The 20,632-nt window shown below is 52.2% G+C and carries 8 protein-coding genes (1 of these 8 running past the window's edge); 5 read left to right on the forward strand and 3 right to left on the reverse strand.

Going from position 1 to position 20,632, the window contains the following annotated elements; genetic code table 11:
* Window positions 1–8: 8 nt before the first annotated feature.
* On the forward strand, window positions 9–3,953 hold the full coding sequence (locus Enr8_RS03085; protein WP_146429148.1) for a type I polyketide synthase: 3,945 nt from the start codon (window positions 9–11) through the stop codon (window positions 3,951–3,953).
* Complete coding sequence (locus Enr8_RS03090; RefSeq protein WP_146429149.1) at window positions 3,950–5,110, forward strand: MupA/Atu3671 family FMN-dependent luciferase-like monooxygenase; 1,161 nt, start codon at window positions 3,950–3,952, stop codon at window positions 5,108–5,110. Before Enr8_RS03085 ends, Enr8_RS03090 begins: the two co-directional genes overlap by 4 nt.
* Here Enr8_RS03090 and Enr8_RS03095 read toward each other — a convergent pair.
* From Enr8_RS03095 to Enr8_RS03105, 3 genes are all read right to left on the reverse strand, one after another.
* Window positions 5,107–15,015, reverse strand: coding sequence for a non-ribosomal peptide synthetase (locus tag Enr8_RS03095; RefSeq protein WP_146429150.1), 9,909 nt, complete (start codon window positions 15,013–15,015; stop codon window positions 5,107–5,109). The two genes, Enr8_RS03090 and Enr8_RS03095, sit on opposite strands and share 4 nt — an antisense overlap.
* A gap of 899 nt (window positions 15,016–15,914) precedes the next feature.
* Complete coding sequence (locus Enr8_RS03100) at window positions 15,915–16,724, reverse strand: 4'-phosphopantetheinyl transferase family protein (protein ID WP_146429151.1); 810 nt, start codon at window positions 16,722–16,724, stop codon at window positions 15,915–15,917.
* 94 nt (window positions 16,725–16,818) lie between these two features.
* A protein-coding gene (locus Enr8_RS03105; RefSeq protein ID WP_390620147.1) for an IS3 family transposase occupies window positions 16,819–18,062 on the reverse strand; the annotation gives its coding sequence in 2 pieces (ribosomal slippage) (window positions 16,819–17,798 and window positions 17,798–18,062; 1,245 coding nt in all).
* A gap of 83 nt (window positions 18,063–18,145) precedes the next feature.
* On the opposite strand from Enr8_RS03105, the gene Enr8_RS03110 reads away from it, so the two are divergent.
* From Enr8_RS03110 to Enr8_RS25220, 3 genes are all read left to right on the forward strand, one after another.
* Window positions 18,146–19,363, forward strand: coding sequence for a transposase (locus Enr8_RS03110; RefSeq protein WP_222434785.1), 1,218 nt, complete (start codon window positions 18,146–18,148; stop codon window positions 19,361–19,363).
* A 342-nt stretch (window positions 19,364–19,705) separates the two neighbouring features.
* Window positions 19,706–20,356: a hypothetical protein gene (locus Enr8_RS03115; protein WP_146429153.1), complete on the forward strand. Its 651-nt coding sequence runs from the start codon at window positions 19,706–19,708 to the stop codon at window positions 20,354–20,356.
* Window positions 20,357–20,493: 137 nt separating this feature from the next.
* Window positions 20,494–20,632, forward strand: the 5' end (the start) of a protein-coding gene (locus Enr8_RS25220; RefSeq protein WP_186767405.1) for a hypothetical protein. The gene runs 266 nt beyond the window's last position; the window shows 139 of its 405 coding nt (coding positions 1–139); it begins with the start codon at window positions 20,494–20,496; the stop codon falls past the right edge of the window.

Here is a 20,632-nt window from a genome sequence, read left to right on the forward strand (position 1 = left end):
GGTGCGCGATGTCCGGTCAGGGCACAGAGGTTGCGATCATCGGGATGGCAGGGCGTTTCCCGGGCGCATCCGATGTAGAGTCGCTTTGGAGAATCATCGAAGAGGGTCGAGACAGCAGTACGCAGTTGTCCGAAAGCGACCTTATCGACATCGGAGAGCCGCTGAAAAGAATCCGCCCGCAAAATTACGTCCGAAGAGTCTTTTTGCTCGACGACTTTGATTGCTTCGATGCGAACGCATTTGGGATATCGCCTACCGAAGCCCAAATAATGGATCCGCATCACCGTATATTTCTTCAGTCAGTGCAAACGGCTCTTGAGTCCGCTGGATATGACCCTTTTCAATTTGATGGAACGGTTGGAATCTATGGCGGCATGGGCCCGAGCACTTATTTTAGAGGTCGTGTTCCGACGAGTCTTCAGGAAAAAGTCGATGGTCTTCAATTCCTGGTTGCCAATGACAAGGACTACTTGACCGCCCGGGTTGCGTACTTGCTCGGATTAAATGGTCCCTGTGTTACCGTTCAAACGGCTTGCGCGACATCACTAACTGCGGCCCATCTCGCCTGCCGATCGCTTCTTGAGTTTGAGTGTGACTTGGCGCTCGCTGGCGGAGTCTCGATTCGACTACCGCAGCGCGCCGGTTACGTCCCCAAGGAAGGCGGAATCCTCTCGAATGACGGGCGGTGCCGAGCTTTTGATGCCTCGTCCTCAGGCACTGCCTACGGAAGCGGTTGCGGCGTGGTCGTGCTCAAGAGGTTGGATGAAGCGCTTCGAGATGGCGACAACGTCCTGGCCGTCGTGCTGAGCTCGGCAGTCAGCAACGATGGCGCCAACAAGGTCGGCTTTACCGCGCCCGGGGTGGATGGACATATACGTGTAATTCGTGAGGCGATCGAAATCGCCGACATTGATGTTTCGTCAATCGACTATATCGAAACACATGGAACAGGTACTCAATTGGGCGATCCAATCGAGATCGCCGCGCTGGCTCAAACTTACGGAAAATCACAGACTGCAATTCGGCTTGGCAGCCTCAAAAGCAATATTGGGCATCTGGACGCCGCCGCTGGCGTAGCAAGCCTAGTGAAGACGATTCTCGCATTGTGCAAACGGCAGCTTCCTCGATGCGCCAATTACTCACAGCCAAATCCAGAACTCAAGCTGTCCCAAACTCCATTTCGTATTGAGACCGAACCGGTTGAGTGGACCGAATCGACCAGTACGCCGCGGCGGGCCGCCGTTTGCTCACTTGGAATGGGTGGAACGAATGTGCACATGATCGTTCAAGAAGCACCCTGCAGGGAGGTGCAGTCAAGCAGTGCGCGACCAACCCAGCTCATACCTATTTCTGCCGCGTCAGAAGATCAATTAACCTTGGCACAAAACCAATTGGCAGATTGGTTAAGCGATCATCCCAGCACAGATTTAGCCGACGTTGCATTCACGCTGCAGGTCGGACGCAGAGTCCAGGCGTTCAGAAATGTTGTCGTTTGTGATAGTGTCACCGATGCAATCGCAAAACTGACATCACCGGCTTCACCCAACAAAGTCGACCGTCCGACAGAACATGTCGTCTATTCGCTGTCACAGAAAGATGATGTATCGCTGGTTGCCGATGCGCATCTAATGCGGGAACCGTCGATCCGACAATCTCTCGAGGAAGTCCAGCATGCGAGTCAGGCAATCGGAGTTTCGGACTGGCGGGATTCCGAGCGACTTCTGAGCTTCGTTTCGCTGTGGAGTCTTGCTCGACTCTGGGATTCGTGGTCGGTCAACGCCTCTCACTTTGAAGCGGACGGAACGGGTGTCGTTGCGGCGAAGGTCTTGACAGGCGAATTTTCATTGGTGGATGGCGTTAGCAGAATTGTTCAAGGCGAATCGTTTCCTCCCATTACCTGTTGCGCCGCAAGTCCATTGAGACTTGCTGTGGCGGGGATTCAACCCGGCGGTGACGCATTTGACAACCTGCTCAACACGTTGGGAGTACTTTGGAAGTCGGGTTTGGTTGTCAATTGGAGCATGTTTAACAAAGGTCATTCACGACGACGAATTCCACTACCTACTTATCCGTTCAAAAAGCAAAGGTTTTGGATCGAACCCGTCAAGGATCTTTCGGAATCCCCCGCCCAGATCGATCCGCCTCGTTCGTCGAGTCCATCGAGCCGTGAAAGAGCTCGGGATCTTGATGAGGAAGAACCGGCGGAATTGAAGGTCCGTGTTCCAGCTTGGCAACAAGAGTGTAGCAACCGTTGGTTTGCACTGGATTTGTCTGACGCTGACACTTTTGAATGGTTTCTTGTCTCGCCTGCCGAGAATGAAACACTTGTCAGCCAGATTCAAGAACTCGAAGTCTCCGCGACCGTCCTACGGTCACTGGACGAAGAAGGGCTTTCCCGGCTTAGCAACTCATCAGTCCAAAAGCCGTTAATGATCGTATTTGATTGGAGCCGAGAAGATTTTCGGTCGACTGACCAAGGATTCGTGAGTCTTGTTCGAGCTGCAAAAGCACTTGATGGTTTTTCCAACCAAGTTCGGATTTGCGTGATTGCGTCAAACACGTTCAAGGTTGTTGGCACGGAAGCCTGCCGCCCTTGGAACGTTCTTATGGAAGGCGTTGGTCGAGTGCTTCCTCAGGAAGACAAACGGTTCCGTTGCGTGTTTGTGGATGTGACGGACATTACGACATCGGATTGTTGCAAACGCGCGATTGCAATCGCACTGAATCCGCCCGAGGATCGCGTAGTGGCAATTCGTGGAACACAAGTTTTTCGACGTTCTTTTTTCACGATCGATGGTGCTTCCAATTCAAATGGTGAAGTCTTCCGTCGAGAAGGTGCCTATCTCATCACGGGTGGCTTTGGGACGGTTGGATATTCGATCGCGAAGTACCTCGCCGAGAATTTTCAAGCTAGGCTGCTGCTTGCAAGTCGGCACATCGCGGATGCGGAACAACGTTGTGAAGAACTTGCTTTATTGGGCGGCCAAGCTTCTGCCGTGGTCGCCGATGTCAATAATCTTGACTCTCTCGAAACCGCTTTTTCCACCGGATTTTCGAAGTACGGTTCGGTGGATGGTGTGTTTCACTGTGCGGCAACACCTGCTGGAGGTTTCGTTCAAAGAAAATCGATACGATCGATGCTAAGTGTCCTTGAGCCAAAAGTGACCGGGGCACTGAATGTGATCAAAGCCGCACGCAGATTCTCGGCCAAAGACTTCGTAGCGCTGTTTTCTTCCAGCGTCGCAATCTATGGCGGAATTGGTGCGGCCGATTATTGCGCTGCCAACGCGTTTCTTGGAGCGCTTGCTGAGCGCGAAAATCAACCCGCCGATACACCGGTCTGCTGCATCCATTGGGATGCCTGGCAAGAAGAGTCATGGTTGGACGAGGGGCTAAAGCAACACCCGGAGCTTCTCCGTGAACTGAAGCAGCGCCGTGGCACCCATGGGATTTCAACCGAAGAAGCGATTCAGATGATCGAGATCGCAATTAGTGGTCGATTTTCGCAATCGCTCGTGACACGTCAGGACCCAATTCAAGCTGCAAAATGGTATGACGAAGCACTGACAAGGCTTGGCCCGAGCCGCGACGATGAGGTTTCTGCGGTGAGGCCAACACCCAGGCTGGGGACGCGGCAATTAAGTTCAACATTGTGTGAGCTTTATGCGGATACGCTTTCGCTTGATTCGATTCTGGACGATCAGGATGTTTTTCAACTTGGAATGAATTCACTGCTGGCGCTTGATCTCGTGTCACGCATTCGCGACACGACCCAGTCGGACATCCCGATTGGTTGGGTCTTCGAGCACCGAACCGTACGTGATCTTTGTTCTCAGATAGAACAGAATCGCATCGAAAAAGAACTAGCGTTAATGGACGAAATCGAGAGCATGTCTGCGGAAGATGTTCAGGCTGAATTGGGTTCGATCGAGAAGAAGGGGAGTCATAGGTGAACCTTGATGAACGTCTTGCTCGACTCTCCCCAGAAAAACGGCGACTCTATCTAGCCAAACTTGGCAAAGCTCCTGAGCCCGATGATTCGTTAAGCCCGAGATTGGTAGACGACCACACAAGGAAATTGGAATTTAGCGTTTTCCTGTTCGGTGCCGAGAATAGCCAATCCAGTTCGCTCGACTACGATCAAATCTTAAAACTCGGGCAGTTTGCGGATCGAAACGGGTTCCGCGCCATCTGGACACCCGAGCGGCATTTCCACTCCTTTGGTGCTTCCTATCCCAATCCAGCCGTCCTTGCTGCGGCGCTGGCGGGTTGCACTACCCGAATCGAATTGCGCGGCGGAAGCGTTGTGGTACCGCTGCATGATACGTTGCGCATCGCGGAAGATTGGGCGCTAGTAGACCGAATCTCCAATGGAAGGGCAGCGCTGGCGTGCGCTTCGGGTTGGCATTCAAAAGATTTCGTGCTCGCCCCTGAGAATTACAAAGAACGGCGCCACATCGCTTACGACGCGATCAACCAATTACGGAGTCTTTGGAAGGGGCAATCCGTAATTCGAAACGGTGTGGACGGTCAAGAGACGGAGGTCAGAGTTTACCCGAGACCAAAACAGGAAATGATTCCAATTTGGTTGACGTCCGCGGGCACCGTACAAACCTTCCGTAAAGCGGGTGAGTTGGGGGTTAACGTGCTGACATCGCTCATCGGGCAGAGTGTCGACGAACTGGGTAAAAAGATTCAGTTGTACCGAGAGGTACGAGCGAAAAATGCTATTTCCGGTCCCGGCATCGTCACGGTAATGCTGCATTGCCTTCTGTCAACTAATGCAACGGATGCGTTGCGGACAGCAAGAAATGAGCTGCAGAATTATCTGCTGTCGAGTCTGGAATTGGGTGCATCTCCAGATCATGACCTTTCGGCGCGATTGAGCGAGGCGTCGCCTCACGATGTGCAGCCAATTTTGGATCGGGCAATCGACAATTTTTTTGCAGACGCCTCGCTTATTGGATCGATCGATTCTTGTGGCAAAGTCCTTCAAACGCTGGAAGATGTTGGTGTCGACGAAATCGCTTGTCTTGTTGACTTTGGCCCACCATTGGAAAGCATTATTGACAGCCTTCGCATGCTTTGCGAACTCATCGCCGAGCTTTAGGATTTGCGTTTGTTGTTCTCCAATGCGCGCTGTTTCCTGTACTGTGCTCGACGGCCGACTCGATGTTGCGATCTTTCTTCCTCGCTCGATCCCAAATCGGACAAGCCTAATTCTGAAAGCCTCTTGGCTAATTGCCGAATGCTGGGGTTGCTGAACATTTCGGCGACGGAGAAATCGATCCCCATAGCGTGACGAATTTCGCGATGAATCCGGACAAGTGTCAATGAATCGGCGCCCGCTTCAAAAAAGTTCCTTGTCCAATCGAGGGATGACGTTCCAAGATGCTTGTTCACAATATCTGAAATCATTTGGTGGTGGAAATCCGCGCGTTGGAAATCCGTGTTGGAGTCGGTGGTGTCCAACGTGGAATAGAAACGGTCGTCGAAATCGCTGGGGATCGGCAGTGTGGACCTGTCGATTTTGCCATTGGCAGTCACGGGAAACGAACTCATCTGAAGCACGCAAGCTGGCCTCATGTAATCGGGTAGCGTTTCGCGCAAGTAGCGGGAGACTTCTTCCGATACGTCGTTGAAAAGTTCGCTTTTGGTGACAACAGATGTTGTCGGTTTGGTCGCATGCGAGTTGGGCATTCCGGAAAATACGGAATGAAGAAACGCCTCGCCGTCGTTTAGACGGAAATCACTGCGAATTACTTCGAAGTCGACGCTCGCGACTTGGCAAGTTCCTAGTCCCGATTTCTCAGCGGCCAAGTCGACCAGCTGTGTCATCAATCCAGCTTCAAGTAGCGCAAAGTCTCGAGCCGCGTCCCGATATTTTGCACGGAGTCGATTCATATCGGCGACAAAGTAGATCGTCATCGCTGCTGAATCAAAGGCCGGTCGATTTTCGGGCCAATGGATGCTCGAAGAAATCGACGAGCCACTGCTCCGCCAGCAGAGCTGGTGTTGTTTGGGGTCGTACAAATACACTCCATCGGTCAGAGTGTCCGATTGCTGGCCGTTCAGATGGATAAATATACTTACCGCATACAGTCCGCTTGCCGACGCATAGCGATACTTCCAATGTCCATCTTGCTTGTTACACGCAAGTGGTTCCAGCAGCGAACAGACTTGCTTTAACGTCAAAGGTGACGAGTCGAAAGTACGGTGACTTCGCCGGCAAATCCTATTGTCTTGACGGTGACTGCCCGTATCGGCGTGGAGCGAGATCGGCGGTCGGTCAGAAATGCTCAACCCATCAATCGGCTTGTCGGCCAAGGTGCTAGCAGTGATATAGCCGACGATCGATTTTCGGGAGTTCCTCTCGACAACGCGTGCGATCGCGCTTGTCACACCTGGAATCCTTTGAAGAGCCAGTTCGATCTCGCCGAGTTCGATTCGGTGGCCGCCTATCTTCACCTGATCATCTTCACGTCCAATGATCTCGATCGTGCCATCGGCGTGGTATCTCCCCAAGTCTCCTGTCCGGTAGATGGTTCGTTGATGGTCAGAAGACGTGATGAAACTGCGTTCGGTGGCGACAGGGTCATTCCAATACCCAGACGATAAACTAGCACCGCTTATGTAAATCATTCCACTAACCCACGGTGGGCAAGGCTTCAGGTCTTCATCCAATACCTCGACGACTTGCCCTTCGAGCGAAGTTCCGTAGGGTATGCTTACCCACTTGGAATCGATGTCTCCAATCTCGAAGAAGATGGACCAGATACCGGCTTCGGTTGCGCCTCCCAAAGAAATCACCCGTGCTGACGCGTTGTGACACTTGATGCGATCGGGCAATGACAGTGGAATCCAATCACCGCTCAAAAACACTAGTCGGAGGCTGGAATCCAACGCAAACTCGTCGTCGCATTCGAGAAGCATCTCCATCATCGCTGGAACCGTATTCCAGACCGTCACGCCTAATTGATTGATCAAGTCGCGCCAATGCGCGGGGTCTTTGCGACGATCTGCATTTGGGTACACCAATGTACCGCCTGCCCCAAGTATCCCAAAAATGTCAAACACCGACAGATCAAAACTCGCCGACGACAGTGCCAAGACGCGGTCGTTCGATGAAATACCAAACTGCTTTACAATCGTGTTGACGGTGTTCAGCGCCGCCCGATGATCCATCATGACGCCCTTTGGCGTACCCGTTGATCCCGACGTAAACATCACGTAGGCAACATCGAAGTCCGATGTTTTCGCAACGAAGTTGGCCTTGCTCGCGGGTTTGTCTTGAATTTGCACAAGGCGAACGTCCGCCGGCATCCAATGTAGATCATCCGGCTCAGACATCGTGACCAGCGTATCCACCTCTCCTATCTGAAGTATCTTTTTGATTCGCTCCTTGGGTTGTGTGCTGTCAATTGGAAGGTAGGCGAAACCCGCTCGAAGAATCCCGATGATTGCAACGACCTGCTTCCAACCGGGCTTGCAAAGAACGCCAACCAGTTTGCTATTGGTCGTGTGAGTTGACGTGACGCTTTGGGCAATCGAATCGGCAAACGCCAGCAACTCCCCGTAAGTTAACGATCGATCTTGCGCAATCACCGCTGTTGCGTCTGGGGTGCGTCGCGCCCAATCAACAATCGGTTCCTCAAGCCTTCCCGTCGCAGCATCGTCACATTGATTCGCTTGCAGTGCAAATCCCGGAATCAGTTCCGCCGCCGTCAAGTCCCAAGCACTTTCGTCTTCCGCCAGTCGTTTAAGCGAACGGATGTACTCCTCAAACATCTTATCGATCATCCCAGCAGGAAACGCCTCGACGAGATGGTCCCATCTTATTCCCAGCCCGCGATCATCCTCTGATACTTGGTGATCCAAAAGCGTCTGCGGACTTTGAGTGATTCCGTGAATCAAATTTCCGATCGGCGATCGATCAGGGTATTGCTCTCTGGAGTGCAGCGGAAGCGTGCTGGTAAATACAAATGGAATGGGCTCATACTTGCCAAGCATGGCAGCACGCGCTCGCATGACTTCGACGCCGTTAAACAGATTGTGATCAAGATCATCGAGGAAAGATTGTTGGATGGATTGCGCCTCGGAACGGAAACTTTGTTCCTGATTTGAAATAGCAACGAGGGTCAAGCAGGTGAAATCCCCTACCAGGTTTTCCAACTCCGAGTGAAGTGGAAGGCAGTTGTACGTCGTGACATTGATGGTGAATGACTGACTTTCACTCCATCGCGAAAGCACCATCGCGTACACCGAAAGCAAGAATCCCGAAGGCGTTAGGCCTGATAGCGCAGCTCGCTTCTTCAGTGCGATCCAGAGGTCATGATCTAACGTGTGATTACGTCTCTGGAAAGCTGTCGAACTAAGATTTTCAAGATCACCGGCCAGCGGCAGCTTTGGCGCCGAGGGAAGGTTTGGAAGCTTCTTCAGCCAATAGTCACGTGAAGATTGAAAGAACGGAGTTTGCCGTAAGGCGCGTTCGGCCAAAACGTAGTCTCGAAACGATACGGATGGTCGTCGCGGTTTGCGTGTTTCATCAAGGTAGAAGGCCTCCAAATCCCTTCCTAGGATCGCAAGGCTGTCGGCATCAACAATGAGTAGGTCAATGCTGAGATGGATGTGGCAGATTCTGTCGGAAAGCCGCGTGATTCGGACTTCAAATAGAGGCCACTGGGCTGTATCGAAACTTTGCTGGCCAATTTCTTGGCGAGTCGATTCAAGGAACTTTTGGGCCTCGTTCTCGGAGAGACTTGAGCAGTCTGTGACTCTAATTTCGTACTTGGGAACTTCTGCAAGAATCTTCTGACTTCCGTTGGGCAGAATGATTGCTCTCAACATTCCGTGTTGTTCAATTAGCGAGTTGACCGCCGACTGCAGGCGAATGGTCTTCAAATCGGTAGATTGAAACTCGAGGTAGGCATGCGCAGGAAGGTTTCCAAGCAACATACCTTTCTCGCGTCCTACCCAATAGGCTTGCTGGATGTCGGTCAGAGGGAACGGATCGAACTGGCGCTCTACGTCGGGTGTAATCAACGGCAACGAATCGAATTCGACGGAATTGGAGTCTTTTAGGTGGTCGATTTTGCCTGCAAACTCTCGAACCGATTGGTTCTCAAAGAGCATTCGCAGCGGAACGTCCACCTTGAGTGCGCGTCGGATGCGTGCAATGGCACGCGCTGCGAGAATGGAATGACCTCCGATTTCGAAAAACCGAGACTGTGCTGTCAGGTTTGAAACGCTTAAGACGTCTTGCCAAATACCGGCAACGATTTCTTCGGTCGCGGACAGTTTTTCATTCGTGCCAAGATCTTCGTTCTGTAGGTGAGCAGAGAACTGAGCCAATGAATTGCGATTCGGTTTGCCGCCTGAGGTGCGCGGTATCGCGGGTAGATGTGAAAACGCCGAAGGGATCATATAGGGCGGTAACGAAGCCGCCAACTCTTCCCTCAGATACTTGCCGGGGATCGGCGCCTGGTCCTTGGTTTCGTAAAACGCGACGAGAGTCGAATCTTCGGCATTGACTTGGGCGGTGCGCACGACAGAGGCAAGCACATTTGGGATTTGTTCGATCGCTCGTTCGACTTCTTGCGGTTCAATTCTGTATCCGTTTACTTTGATCTGCAAATCACTCCGGCCGTGATACAGAAGGCTCCCGTCGGATAATCTCGATGCAAGATCTCCGGTTTTGTACAACCGTCCGCCGGGTTCGTTGCAAAATGGGTCCGGTACGAACGCGCTGGCCGTCAAGTCGGGACGGCCAAGATACCCCAGAGAAACACCCAGACCTGAAACGTATAACTCACCAACCGCGCCAACGGGAAGTTCCATTCCTTCGTCAGACAAAACGTAGCAGCAAAGACCCTTGATGGGGCACCCAATTCTTGTTCCCCACTGGCGAAAAGAATCGCTTTCATCTGTTTCATGAAAGGTGACATGGACCGTCGTCTCAGTGATTCCATACATATTAATGACTCGCGCACGATTGGGTCTCGCGAGCTTGAACCACTTCGCCAATGAGTGGACTTTTAGCGTCTCTCCTCCCAGGATGGTGTACCGAAGCGAGGTGATTGCCTCGCTTCCTTCGGCGTGTAAGTGGCTGACCAAAGATTCAAAAGCCGATGGAGTCAGATTGAGAACGGTGATTTGTTGGTCTGAAATTGACTTTGCCAGCAAGTCGGGTGAACGAGCCTTCCAACGCGACGTCACCAACAACCGGGCACCGGAAATCAACGCGCCCCATATTTCCCAAACGGAGAAATCGAAGCTCAATGAATGACATAGCGTCCAGCGGTCATCGGTGCCCACATCAAACTGTTCAAGTGCGGATAGAACAAGGCTTGAAAGATTTTGATGGGTTGTCAGCGAGCCTTTGGGCCGACCCGATGTTCCCGACGTGTAGATGATGTAAGCAAGCGAATGCGGGTGTATCGTGGGTTTGAAGCCACTGGCGGGACGAGCCGAATCAAAACGGTCAAAATCACCTGCGTATATCAATTCGATTTCCAGATTCGATTCAAAAGCCGACGCAGACGTATCGTCAACTACGACATGTTGGCACCCCGCATCGTCCAGGATGAAACTCTTTCTTGCGGGGGATTCGTCTGGATTGATCGGTACGTATGCGGCTCCCACCTTCCAAATTGCCAAGATTGCAACGATTGCATCCTTTGTGGGCTGAAGGCACAAACCGACTCGGCCTTCGGGACCGATTTTTGCCAGCGTCAATTGTCGTGCAAACTGGCACGCCTGCCGTTCGATTTCTGAATACGTCACCTCATGTTCAGTCTCCGAAACTACGGCGATGTTGTCCGGATGCTGCAATGCCAGACAACGAAATCGTTCATGAATGGGTTGGAATTCATGACCGGATCCACTGTTGGAATCATCATGAACTTTCGGAAGCAGCCCGCACTCGGCCGGTCCGATCGAACGGTGCGGACCGATTGGGTCGTTGGCGGCTGCCTCTACAATCGATCGGTAAGTTTCAGCTAACGCATTGATTTCCGAGTCAGCGATCTTTGACCTGTCATAGGTAAGTAGAAGTCGAATCCGATGCTCGTCGATATCTTTGCGAAAGCTAACGACAAGCTTAAAACTCGTTGTCTCCTTGGTTTCGTTGGACAATACCTCTAATTCGGGAAATCGATCTAATCGCTGATAAACGTGATAGTGCGTGAAGTAAAAGATGACATCCGAAAGAGGCGAGTCGGGAAACATCTTTTTGATATCGGCGATTGGAAACAGGCTATGCGAAAGCGCCTCCTGTTCGCCGTCAAATGCCCGTTTGGCGAGATCCGCCCACGAACAATTTGAAAGATCAAGCGAAATGGGCACCGAGTTAAGAAAGAGCCCAGCTACCGCGTCACCGCCTGGAATCGTCCAGCGACCACTTCCTGTTACGCAAGAACTAACTCGGTTCATGCCCGATAGCACCGACAAAGCTTTGAAGTGCAATGCCAGAAGCGTGCTCTTCATCGGAGTCTTGATTTGTTCACTCAGTGATTCAAGCTTCTCCGAAATTAGCCTTGGAATATCAACTTCGACAGTGTGGTGTTGCCCCTCGGCGACGAGGGCGTGTCCCATTCGCCATCGCGATCGCGGCAGCCTCGCGAACGGAGCGTCAGAGATCTTTTGTCGCCAAAACTCCTCGGAGTCTTGACGCTTACGCGCAACCATTTCTTCCTTGACAAAATCGGCGAATCGATGGCTTGTGCATTTGTGTGTATGCAACTGCTCGCCACGCATTCCAGAGAGGTACGATTCCGCCAATTCGGTGATCAGTGTTGCGTCGCTCCAACCGTCAAGGATGGCGTGATGGAAACTAAATGTAAGGTGAAACCGACTAGAATCACAAATGTGAACGATGATGCGTGCCAACGGAGGAACGTTGATGTTAAAACCTCGTTCACGCTCGCGGTCCAATGCTTCCAAGACGACTTGCTGTTGTCGGTCCGAGCTCTCGTCTCGTAGATCGAACACTTCAAATGGACAATCAATCGATTTGTGAATCCGTTGCGTGGGAGGATCGGAACTCATGTCGAATGAGGATCGCAACACTTCGTGACGCTCAAACAACTTGATGACTTCAAGCTCCATCGATTCCACGTCGATTGGTGCTTGCAAGTGGTAGCTCACAACATCGTGGTAGATTGGATCACTTCGGTCGAGTTCACGGTGATAAAGCATGCCTTCCTGCATCGAGGTCAGCGGGTAAACGTCCTCGAACTCTCCCAGGCGAAGATGTGGAACAAGTTCGCCCGGCCCGACCGCTTGTTGTGCCGTTGAATCGATCGTCGCTTGCGCCGCTAATTCATTCAATACGGGAAACTGCATCAACTGCGCTAACGAGAATTGGATACCTTGTCTTGCAGATCGCGAAACAACTTGAAGAGCGCGAATGGAGTCGCCACCGATTGCGAAAAAGTCGGAATCGGCAAAAACGAGACTGGTATCCAGAACCTCTTTCCAAATCTCGATTAGTTCTTCTTCGAGTTCGCTGACAGGTTCTGCTCCGCCCTTGGAGGGTGCACACATTTCGGCGAGCTGGTTTCGATCACTTTTTCCTGACTTGGTAAGGGGAACTCGTGCAATGACACGAAAGTTCGTCGGAATCATGTAGTGCGGAAGACGCTCGCTCAAGAAACGAACCACCTCCTCTTGAGTAATTTGAAATTCCGTGTCTTGGTTCTTCGGAACGAGGAACGCTTCGATTCGGGTGATTCCTGCCGCATCGTTTACAGCAACATTCACAGCATCGACAAATGGGGGCATCTGTCGAAGCGCCGAGTCGATTTCCTCCAACTCAATACGATAGCCTCGAACCTTGACTTGGTTGTCAGCTCTTCCGCAGTACTCGATTTCGCCGGAGGGGGAACGTTGGACCAAATCTCCCGTCCGATACATCCTCACCCCAGCCTCTCCTCGAAACGGATCGGGAAGAAATGATTCCGCCGTCCGCGCCGGATCTGCCAAGTACCCGCGAGCGACACATAAGCCTCCGACATACAACTCGCCCAAAACACCAGGAGGCACGGGGTAACCCATCGAATCGAGTATGTAGATCGACGTGTTTGCGATTGCGTCCCCAATGGGTATTCGTCCTTCACTTGTCCCCTGAATCGATTGGCTGCTGCAGCCAACGGTCGCTTCGGTGGGGCCATATTCATTGACGATTTTTAGCTGTTTGTTGAGTTGAACCAAATCGCGAACGTGATGCCAATGGAGCGGCTCGCCACCCAAAACGAAATGGTTCGTGTTGCAGGCCAGTGTTTTCGCCGGGGTTAGCGACAAGAGGGCGCACAGATGACTAGGCGTCATCTTGATGAAACGAAAGTTGCGATTTCCAAGCGTCTCGGCGATGCATTCGATTGAATCGATGCGAGTCGGAATGGTGACTGGTTCACCTGTGATCAGTGGTACAAATAGAGAAGTGACGGTAAGATCAAATCCTAAAGAGCCAACCAATATTGACCCGTGTCCCGAAGTACCTTGGCACTCGTTTTGAAACCATCGCAAATAGTTGGCCACTGCCCCATGCGAAATCATGACGGGTTTTGGAGTGCCACTTGACCCGGAAGTAAGCAAGACATACGCCAAATGATTAGGCGAAATTAGCTGATTCGGTCGATCCAACCGAGGTTCGGAATGCGTCCACTGAAAAACATGCGTTTTCGAGATCTTGAGAACCGACGGAATCGTTGAAGATGTGGGTTGACCAATCCTGCGGCAATTTGCGGCAGCAAGGCTTCGGGCGATTCGCTCGGTTGGAAGGGAATCGTCGATCGGCATGTAAGCACCGCCGGCCTTCATCACCCCCAGCATCATCGCAATTGCCGTCGCCGGATTCGATAAGGAAACACCAACACATTCCTCCGTCTGTAATCCGTCATCAATGAGTTCGCGCGCAATTGAATTGGCGAATGCTTCGAGCTCTTCAAACGTGATTTGACGATCACCCTGGATGATCGCAATTTCATTGCCAAATTTATCTGCTGCACCTTCAAAAAGCTCGTGCAAAAGCTTCGTCTCTTCTTTGGTAGCCAATCCGTGCCTGATCGAGCAGGCCTCTACTCCCGCGAAGACCTCGAACTGAGATCGATTTGAATCGGCGAAATTGATGCTATGTGAAAGAGCTTGTTCAAATTGAACCAGTAGTCGGTCTAAGTCGTTTTGCGAGGCAAGATCATTCGCACCAGTGACTTCTAGCCGAAATGAACTCTCGAAGTGAAGCACTGTGAGACGTAAATCGAACTTGTCTATGATTCCACAAAGATTCAATACAAAATCGGCATCTTCACGACAATCATGATACTCGAAAACGTACGGCAAGTATCTTGATCCCGTTCCATCGAGAACTCTGTCCATGTCGAAGAAGTGTTGAAGATTCTTCGACCGGTTTAGTTCCAACTCACAAGTCTGAAGCCACTCTCTGAATTCGATTGACTTCGCGTTGCACGACCGAACCGGAATATACTTTGAAAGAGGACCAATAACGCTGTTTAGTTCCTTGTAGGTTCGCCCGTTGGCCAGAAGTCCAACCTCACCGACACCATATACTTGCGAAACCAGAAAACTCCAAATGCCGAAAAACAGTGTTTCGTGGGTTATCCGAATCTTTGTAACTGCGGAACCAAGCTGAGAGTCGAGTTGACCGTCAATAACATGCTCTGCATGTCGGATCTGGCTAGCTGAAGCGATCTCTGATCGGGTAGGAGTGAGATTGCCTTGCTCGCGTTCATGGAAAAGCGGCAAGTTGAACCAATCCCATGATCTCCTGCCCGTTTCGGATCCCTCTAGTTGATTAAGTTGCTTCCGCCATTCAACAAAATCAGAGTACTGTAGACCGTTTTGCTCCAGAACCTCACCTCTGAAGATCGCACAAATCTCCTTGGCAATTAGTCTGACTGTCTGAAAATCGCCTTTTGCACTTGGCAACGAAATAGAGAGCTCCCAATGCGAAGAAAGTATAGATTGAGAAAAATAGACTTCGAAACTCTGATGCTCCATTGCTACCCCTGGTGGAGTAGGTCGGGAGCGGGGCAATTCGCTGACGAAGGCCGAATCAGTAACACACTGATCTCGACTATCTGCTCGCCCACGGCCAGTATTCCGTGAGATCAGAATGGGGTACCGTGAGGCGACAGTTTGAACAGCGCGTTCGAGTCGACAGCGATCAAATTCGTCTAGAACACGAAACACACCTACAATAGGGGGCGAGGTATTCTCTGAGGCCCAACATTCAAGGAGCGAGTGCTTTTCTTCCTCTGCCACGAGAGTCTCCGATGGCCGCTTGGGGTGATATTTGAGTTGTCCACATAAGGCTGTGTTTTAGGGCTAACTGCAGGCGGTGTTCGTCAATCCGCCAAAACGCCGCGAGTGGTGCGAATGGTCTCGACGTTTTGCACTCGTGAGCGTGCCAAGCTGACTCGACAGAAGTCCACTCGCAACATCTTGCTAGCGATTGCGTCTGTTGGACGGCGAGTCGAATTGTCCCATGGTACGTTGCGGTAATCAACCGACAACTCGTCGGCATTTGCATCCCAACTTCGAAATGCGACAACGTAAGCCGGATGTGGAGATGATGGAATGCAAGCAGCTGATGTTCGACCAAACGTTGCGCATCTGTGGCTTCTGGTGTGCCAGACGTCATGCACGTGACTCTTAGGACGAAACATCCAGTCACCAATCTGTTTGGTCGCGAGAAACGATTTGAGGCGACTCGTCGTAGCAACACTCCGGGATTTGTATATCATCGTCTTCCGGTCGTGACACCGGGATGCGCGAATGGCTGGCCCAGTCGGTTTTTCGACAGATACGTAGACGCCTACGCTCACCCTTCAGTTTGGCCTGCGCCCCACATCACGGCCGTAGATGCTTGACATCTGGACAACCCAGGACGCGCAGGATCATCCGTTTGACACGGCAAACCAAAGGTTATTGCTACAGCATTCGATCGTGGTAGATAGAGCTTTGCTGAATGGAACTACTTCGCGTGCGATGACCTGAAAGTGCTCAGAGTCTGAGTCCGCGGCAATCGAGACATGATATCTGCCTGGAAACGACAATTCAGCGAATCGCCACGTACCTCGGCATCTGCGGCCGTAAAAGCTGATCCTGGGCGGCACGCTATCGTTTAGTTCAATGGCGAAACTATCCAGCAGGAGCGAGAGGCCGAACCCGGTAGCCTTTACATATGCCTCTTTTAGTGTCCAATAGCGGAAGAATCGATCACTCATAAACTCGGGTGGCTGACGGATGACATCATTGGCTTCAGGAGGTGCAAAGTAGCGTTTGGCGAGATCCATGATGTCCAGATCACTCGTGACGTCTTCAACATCGACTCCAACACTCTTGCTTGATGAAACGGCACAAACAACCATTCCTCGCGAATGGGACAGATTGAATGACGGACAAGGTACCGCTGGCACTTTGACATAGGGTCTACCAAACGGGCCTTTCGCGAAACGCCACTGCGCAGGTCTTACTGGAGCGTATTGGGACAGAACCCATCGCTGAAGTGCACGCGCCACGAGCGCCTCGACGCGTAAATGCTGCAAGCGAAATCTTTCAACCGCAGCACGTTCTTCCGGCGTGATGATCTGCCAGTAAGTGTCGATAATATTAGCCAGGTCGAGTCTGTTTGTGTCCACGTACCACACTTCGACAACCCCAGTCGGGCAATTGCGTAGTGATGAGCAGGAGTCGAACTCATTCACGACAGACCTCCTACCTTTGACCTAAGACGGTAATGCAAGAATATAACATAGCCCGGCGTCGGAACTGACGTGCCCCCACGGGTGATACCACAGTTTAATAGAGAGTCTCGCTTTTTTCAGCCTTGGGCGTTCCCTGGAGCGTAGCGACAGGGAACGAACGAGGCTGAGTCGATTCTGGTGCCGGTGGCCGATAGCCCAGTGAGCTATGCGGCCGGATCGTGTTGTACTCCTTCCGCCAGCGTTCGATCAGCACCCGTGCTTCGGTCATTGTGTCGAATATTTCCAGGTTCAGCAGTTCGTCCCGGAGCTTCCCATTGAACGATTCGATGTAGCCGTTTTCCCACGGTGAACCGGGCTCAATAAACAGCGTCTTCACATCGACCTGCTTCAGCCAACACCGAACTCGCTTGGCGGTAAACTCTGGGCCATTATCGCTGCGGATGTAATCGGGAACACCACGTGTCACAAACAAGTCGCTCAGACGCTCCAGAACATCTTCGCTGTTGAGTCTGCGGCGTACATCGATCGCCAGGCATTCCCTCGAATACTCATCGATCAATGTCAGCATCCGGAAAGCCCGGCCATCATGAGTCCGGCAATGCACGAAGTCATAACTCCAAACATGATCTTTGTAACACGGCCTGAGACGCACGCACGAACCATCATTGAGCCACAATCGTCTCCGTTTTGGCTGTTTTTCAGGCACTTTCAGTCCCTCTCGTCTCCAAAGTCGTTCAACCCGTTTGTGATTCACACTCCAGCCATCCTCTCTCAACATCGCAGTGATACGTCGATATCCGTACCGACCATACTGCGTGGCCAACCGCACCATCTCCTTCACCAGACGAGGTTCATCATCGGGAATGTGCTGTTCTCGACGTTGCGTGGAACGGGATTGCCCCAGGACACGGCAGGCTCGTCGTTCCGAGACCAATTCGTGACCCAGGGCGTCACGCACGTAATTCACCGTCCGGCGTCGTTTGGTTGGCAGCCCGTTCGGGCTTTTGGCTGTGAACAGTGTAAAGAATTCATGATGACAAGGAATTGAAGAGACAAGCTGCGAAGCAGCACCGAGGCGTCTTCTTTCAAGATCGCTTTGTCCAGCTCCGCTTCGGCGAGTAACTTCTTCAAACGGGCGTTCTCCTTTTCCAGGTCCTTGAGTCGCTTGGCTTGGCCAGTCCGAACGCCGCCATATTCCTTCCGCCACTTGTAATAAGTCTGCTCGGAAACGCCGAGCTTCTTGCTGGCCTGAGGGATCGTCAATCCCTGCGAAAGATGAACCTCTGCTTCACGGAGCTTGGCAATAATCTGTTCTGGTGTGTGTCGAATCGTGGGCATGATTGTGCCTCCTTCAATTGTATCCAACCCGAAATCCTATAATTCCGGGTGGACTCGGTTAAAGGGGGCACGTCAACTGGGCTGTGTTTCGTAGGGTGCTCTCTGTAATTCCGCCGGGCGTGTATTTCCGCATGCTGTTCGTGGGCTATTTCGAAGGGATCGATAGCCAACGCGGGATTGCCTGGCGGTGCGGCGATTCGCTCTCACTGCGACAGTTCCTGGGCTACACCTTGAAAGAAGCCACGCCCGACCATTCCAGCCTCACGCGGGTTCGCGACCGCTTGAGTCTGGAGGTTCACGAGCAAGTCTTCGCCTGTGTTCTGGCGGTGGCGGAGAAGCATCGGTTGTTGGTGGGTCGGACGGCCCTCGTCGACTCCACGACCCTGGAAGCCAACGCGGCCATGAAGAGCATCGTCCGCAAAGACACTGGCGAAGATTGGCAAGCCTATTTGAAACGCTTGATGCAAGAAGCCGGCGTGATCGGTGAAGACGACGAACCGACGGAGGAGGAACTTCGGCGGTTCGACAAAAACCGCAAGGATAAGAAAGCGAGCAACAAGGAGTGGGGGTCCCGGACGGACCCGGACAGCCGGATCACGAAGATGAAAGACGGCCGCACGCACCTGGCTTATAAAGCGGAGCATGTGGTCGATGCTGACAGTGATTTGCTGTTGGCCGCGACGGTTTATCAGGCCGATCAAGCGGACACGGAGACGCTGCTTGAGAGTTTGCTGATCGCTCAAGTGTTTCTGATTATCTCGCAGCAAGAGCCGAAGCGGATCGAAGACGCCGTGGCGGACAAGGGCTATCATAGCAACCAGGTATTAGCCGATTGTGCCGCTTGCCACGTGCGAACCTATCTCCCCGAACCGAAACGCAAGAAGCATCGTTGGACGGACAAGCCAGCGGCCTGGCAAGTCAACTATCGCAACAACCGTCGCCGCGTGGAAGGCGAGCGGGGTCGACAGCTGAGCCGCCAACGCAGCGAGATGATTGAACGAAGTTTCGCTCACGTATGCGAAACGGGGGGAGCCCGACGCACCTGGCTCAGGGGACTCGAGAAAATCAACAAACGCTATCAGATTCAGACGGCAGCGAGAAATTTGGGAGTGATGATGCGTCGATTGTTCGGAATCGGCAAGCCGCGGGTGCTGCAAGGAGGCCCTGCGGCCGATTTGGCCGCGTGTTTTTCGTGTTGGACGGCCTTCGTCGCCTCATGCAGTCCCTCTTTGCTATTAAAACGCCGAGAACACCATCGGTCGAGCTTCGCAAAAACTCCACACATCGTCCTCAGCATTTAAATCATCAAGTCAAACAACCCAATAGTTCAACGGGCTGCTAGGTGTTGCTAAGGTGGCTCAATCACACGCTGAGGTTTCTCAGAACCTGTAGTTTCTCGCTTGATTGAAACCGGCATAGTTGTGGATACGACGATTGCTATTTCAACTTTTCTGCGAGGTTGCATAACTCGTTTTTGTGCGATGGGTTAGCTCATTTGAGATCGAGCTGGACATTGTTGCTTTCGCAGAAAATGGCCGTTACACGAAACTCTTTTCGCCAATTCGAGCTTGGGTGTCGTCTGGTCCAAGAGAATTGTCAACCTTTCAACTGTATTCAAATCTAAACTCCGAGGAGAATCGAACGTGATTGATACAACATCTTCTACCGAACAATCCTCTGGATTTTCTATGGACACACTTGGCGGGCGCGTATTGAAGGCGGCCCAGGATGCGGTTCACCTCGATAATGAACGGCAGCAAGCCGTGATGCACGCATTTGACCAAACCATGGAACTGTACCGCAATCGCTTCATTTCATTCGTGCTTTATAGTGAGTGGGATCGCATTTTCAGATGGCGAGATGCAAACTCCCAACTGACCTACCAGCCATCACTGAGTGCCGCCGTGGAAATGCTCCGGTCCATGAGATTGCTCAGGCGAGTCAGGAACGGGATTCTATTGAACGACCTGATGGACGTCCGCATGAGTTCGGCGGAGTACTTTTCTGCGGTCAACTCGATCCAAAGTTGCATCTCTGCTCTGGAGCGTACGAAGGAACCCTACATCCTGATCACCCATCTCCATGATCAGTACAACGTCGGTTTTCACTTTGGACGAATGAAGGCGGAAGTTGCTGTAACCAAGATGGCGGAATGCATCGGCAGCAGTCTTCAGACCAGCCTTGATCCAAACGGTAAGGTCATGGGTGGCGACGAGGGTGTCTTTGTTGGATGCCTGGATTGCCGCGATGCCGATAATGGTTTGTGCGATTCCTGCTATGAAAAATACATGTAGGAGCGCGGCGGATCCCTCGCGAACACTTGTCGTTTCCAAAGTTGACAAGAGTCGAAAACCAAAACGAATCGCTGCCGACTGTCCCTGATAGCTAAAGAAAACCGGCGGGCTGGGCCGCCCGAAGGCGACCCAGCGTCATGCCGATTGCCTGCACGAGTCAGTTGTCAACGTCGGCGGTTGCGTTGTCTGCGGCGACGTCCGACGTGGAAGCCTTTGCGGCTGCCTTCGCGTTTTCCTTGTCGATAACAGTACCAGCAGAATGCTGCCAGCATTGCC

The sequence above is a fragment of the Blastopirellula retiformator genome (assembly GCF_007859755.1).
Classification (GTDB): Bacteria; Planctomycetota; Planctomycetia; order Pirellulales; family Pirellulaceae; genus Blastopirellula; species Blastopirellula retiformator.

Bases quoted from the DNA above. Each gene is read 5' to 3' on its own strand.
- Enr8_RS03085 (WP_146429148.1), top strand. From the start codon at position 9: ATGTCCGGTCAGGGCACAGAGGTTGCGATCATCGGGATGGCAGGGCGT.
- Enr8_RS03095 (WP_146429150.1), bottom strand. From the start codon at position 15,015: ATGGAGCATCAGAGTTTCGAAGTCTATTTTTCTCAATCTATACTTTCT.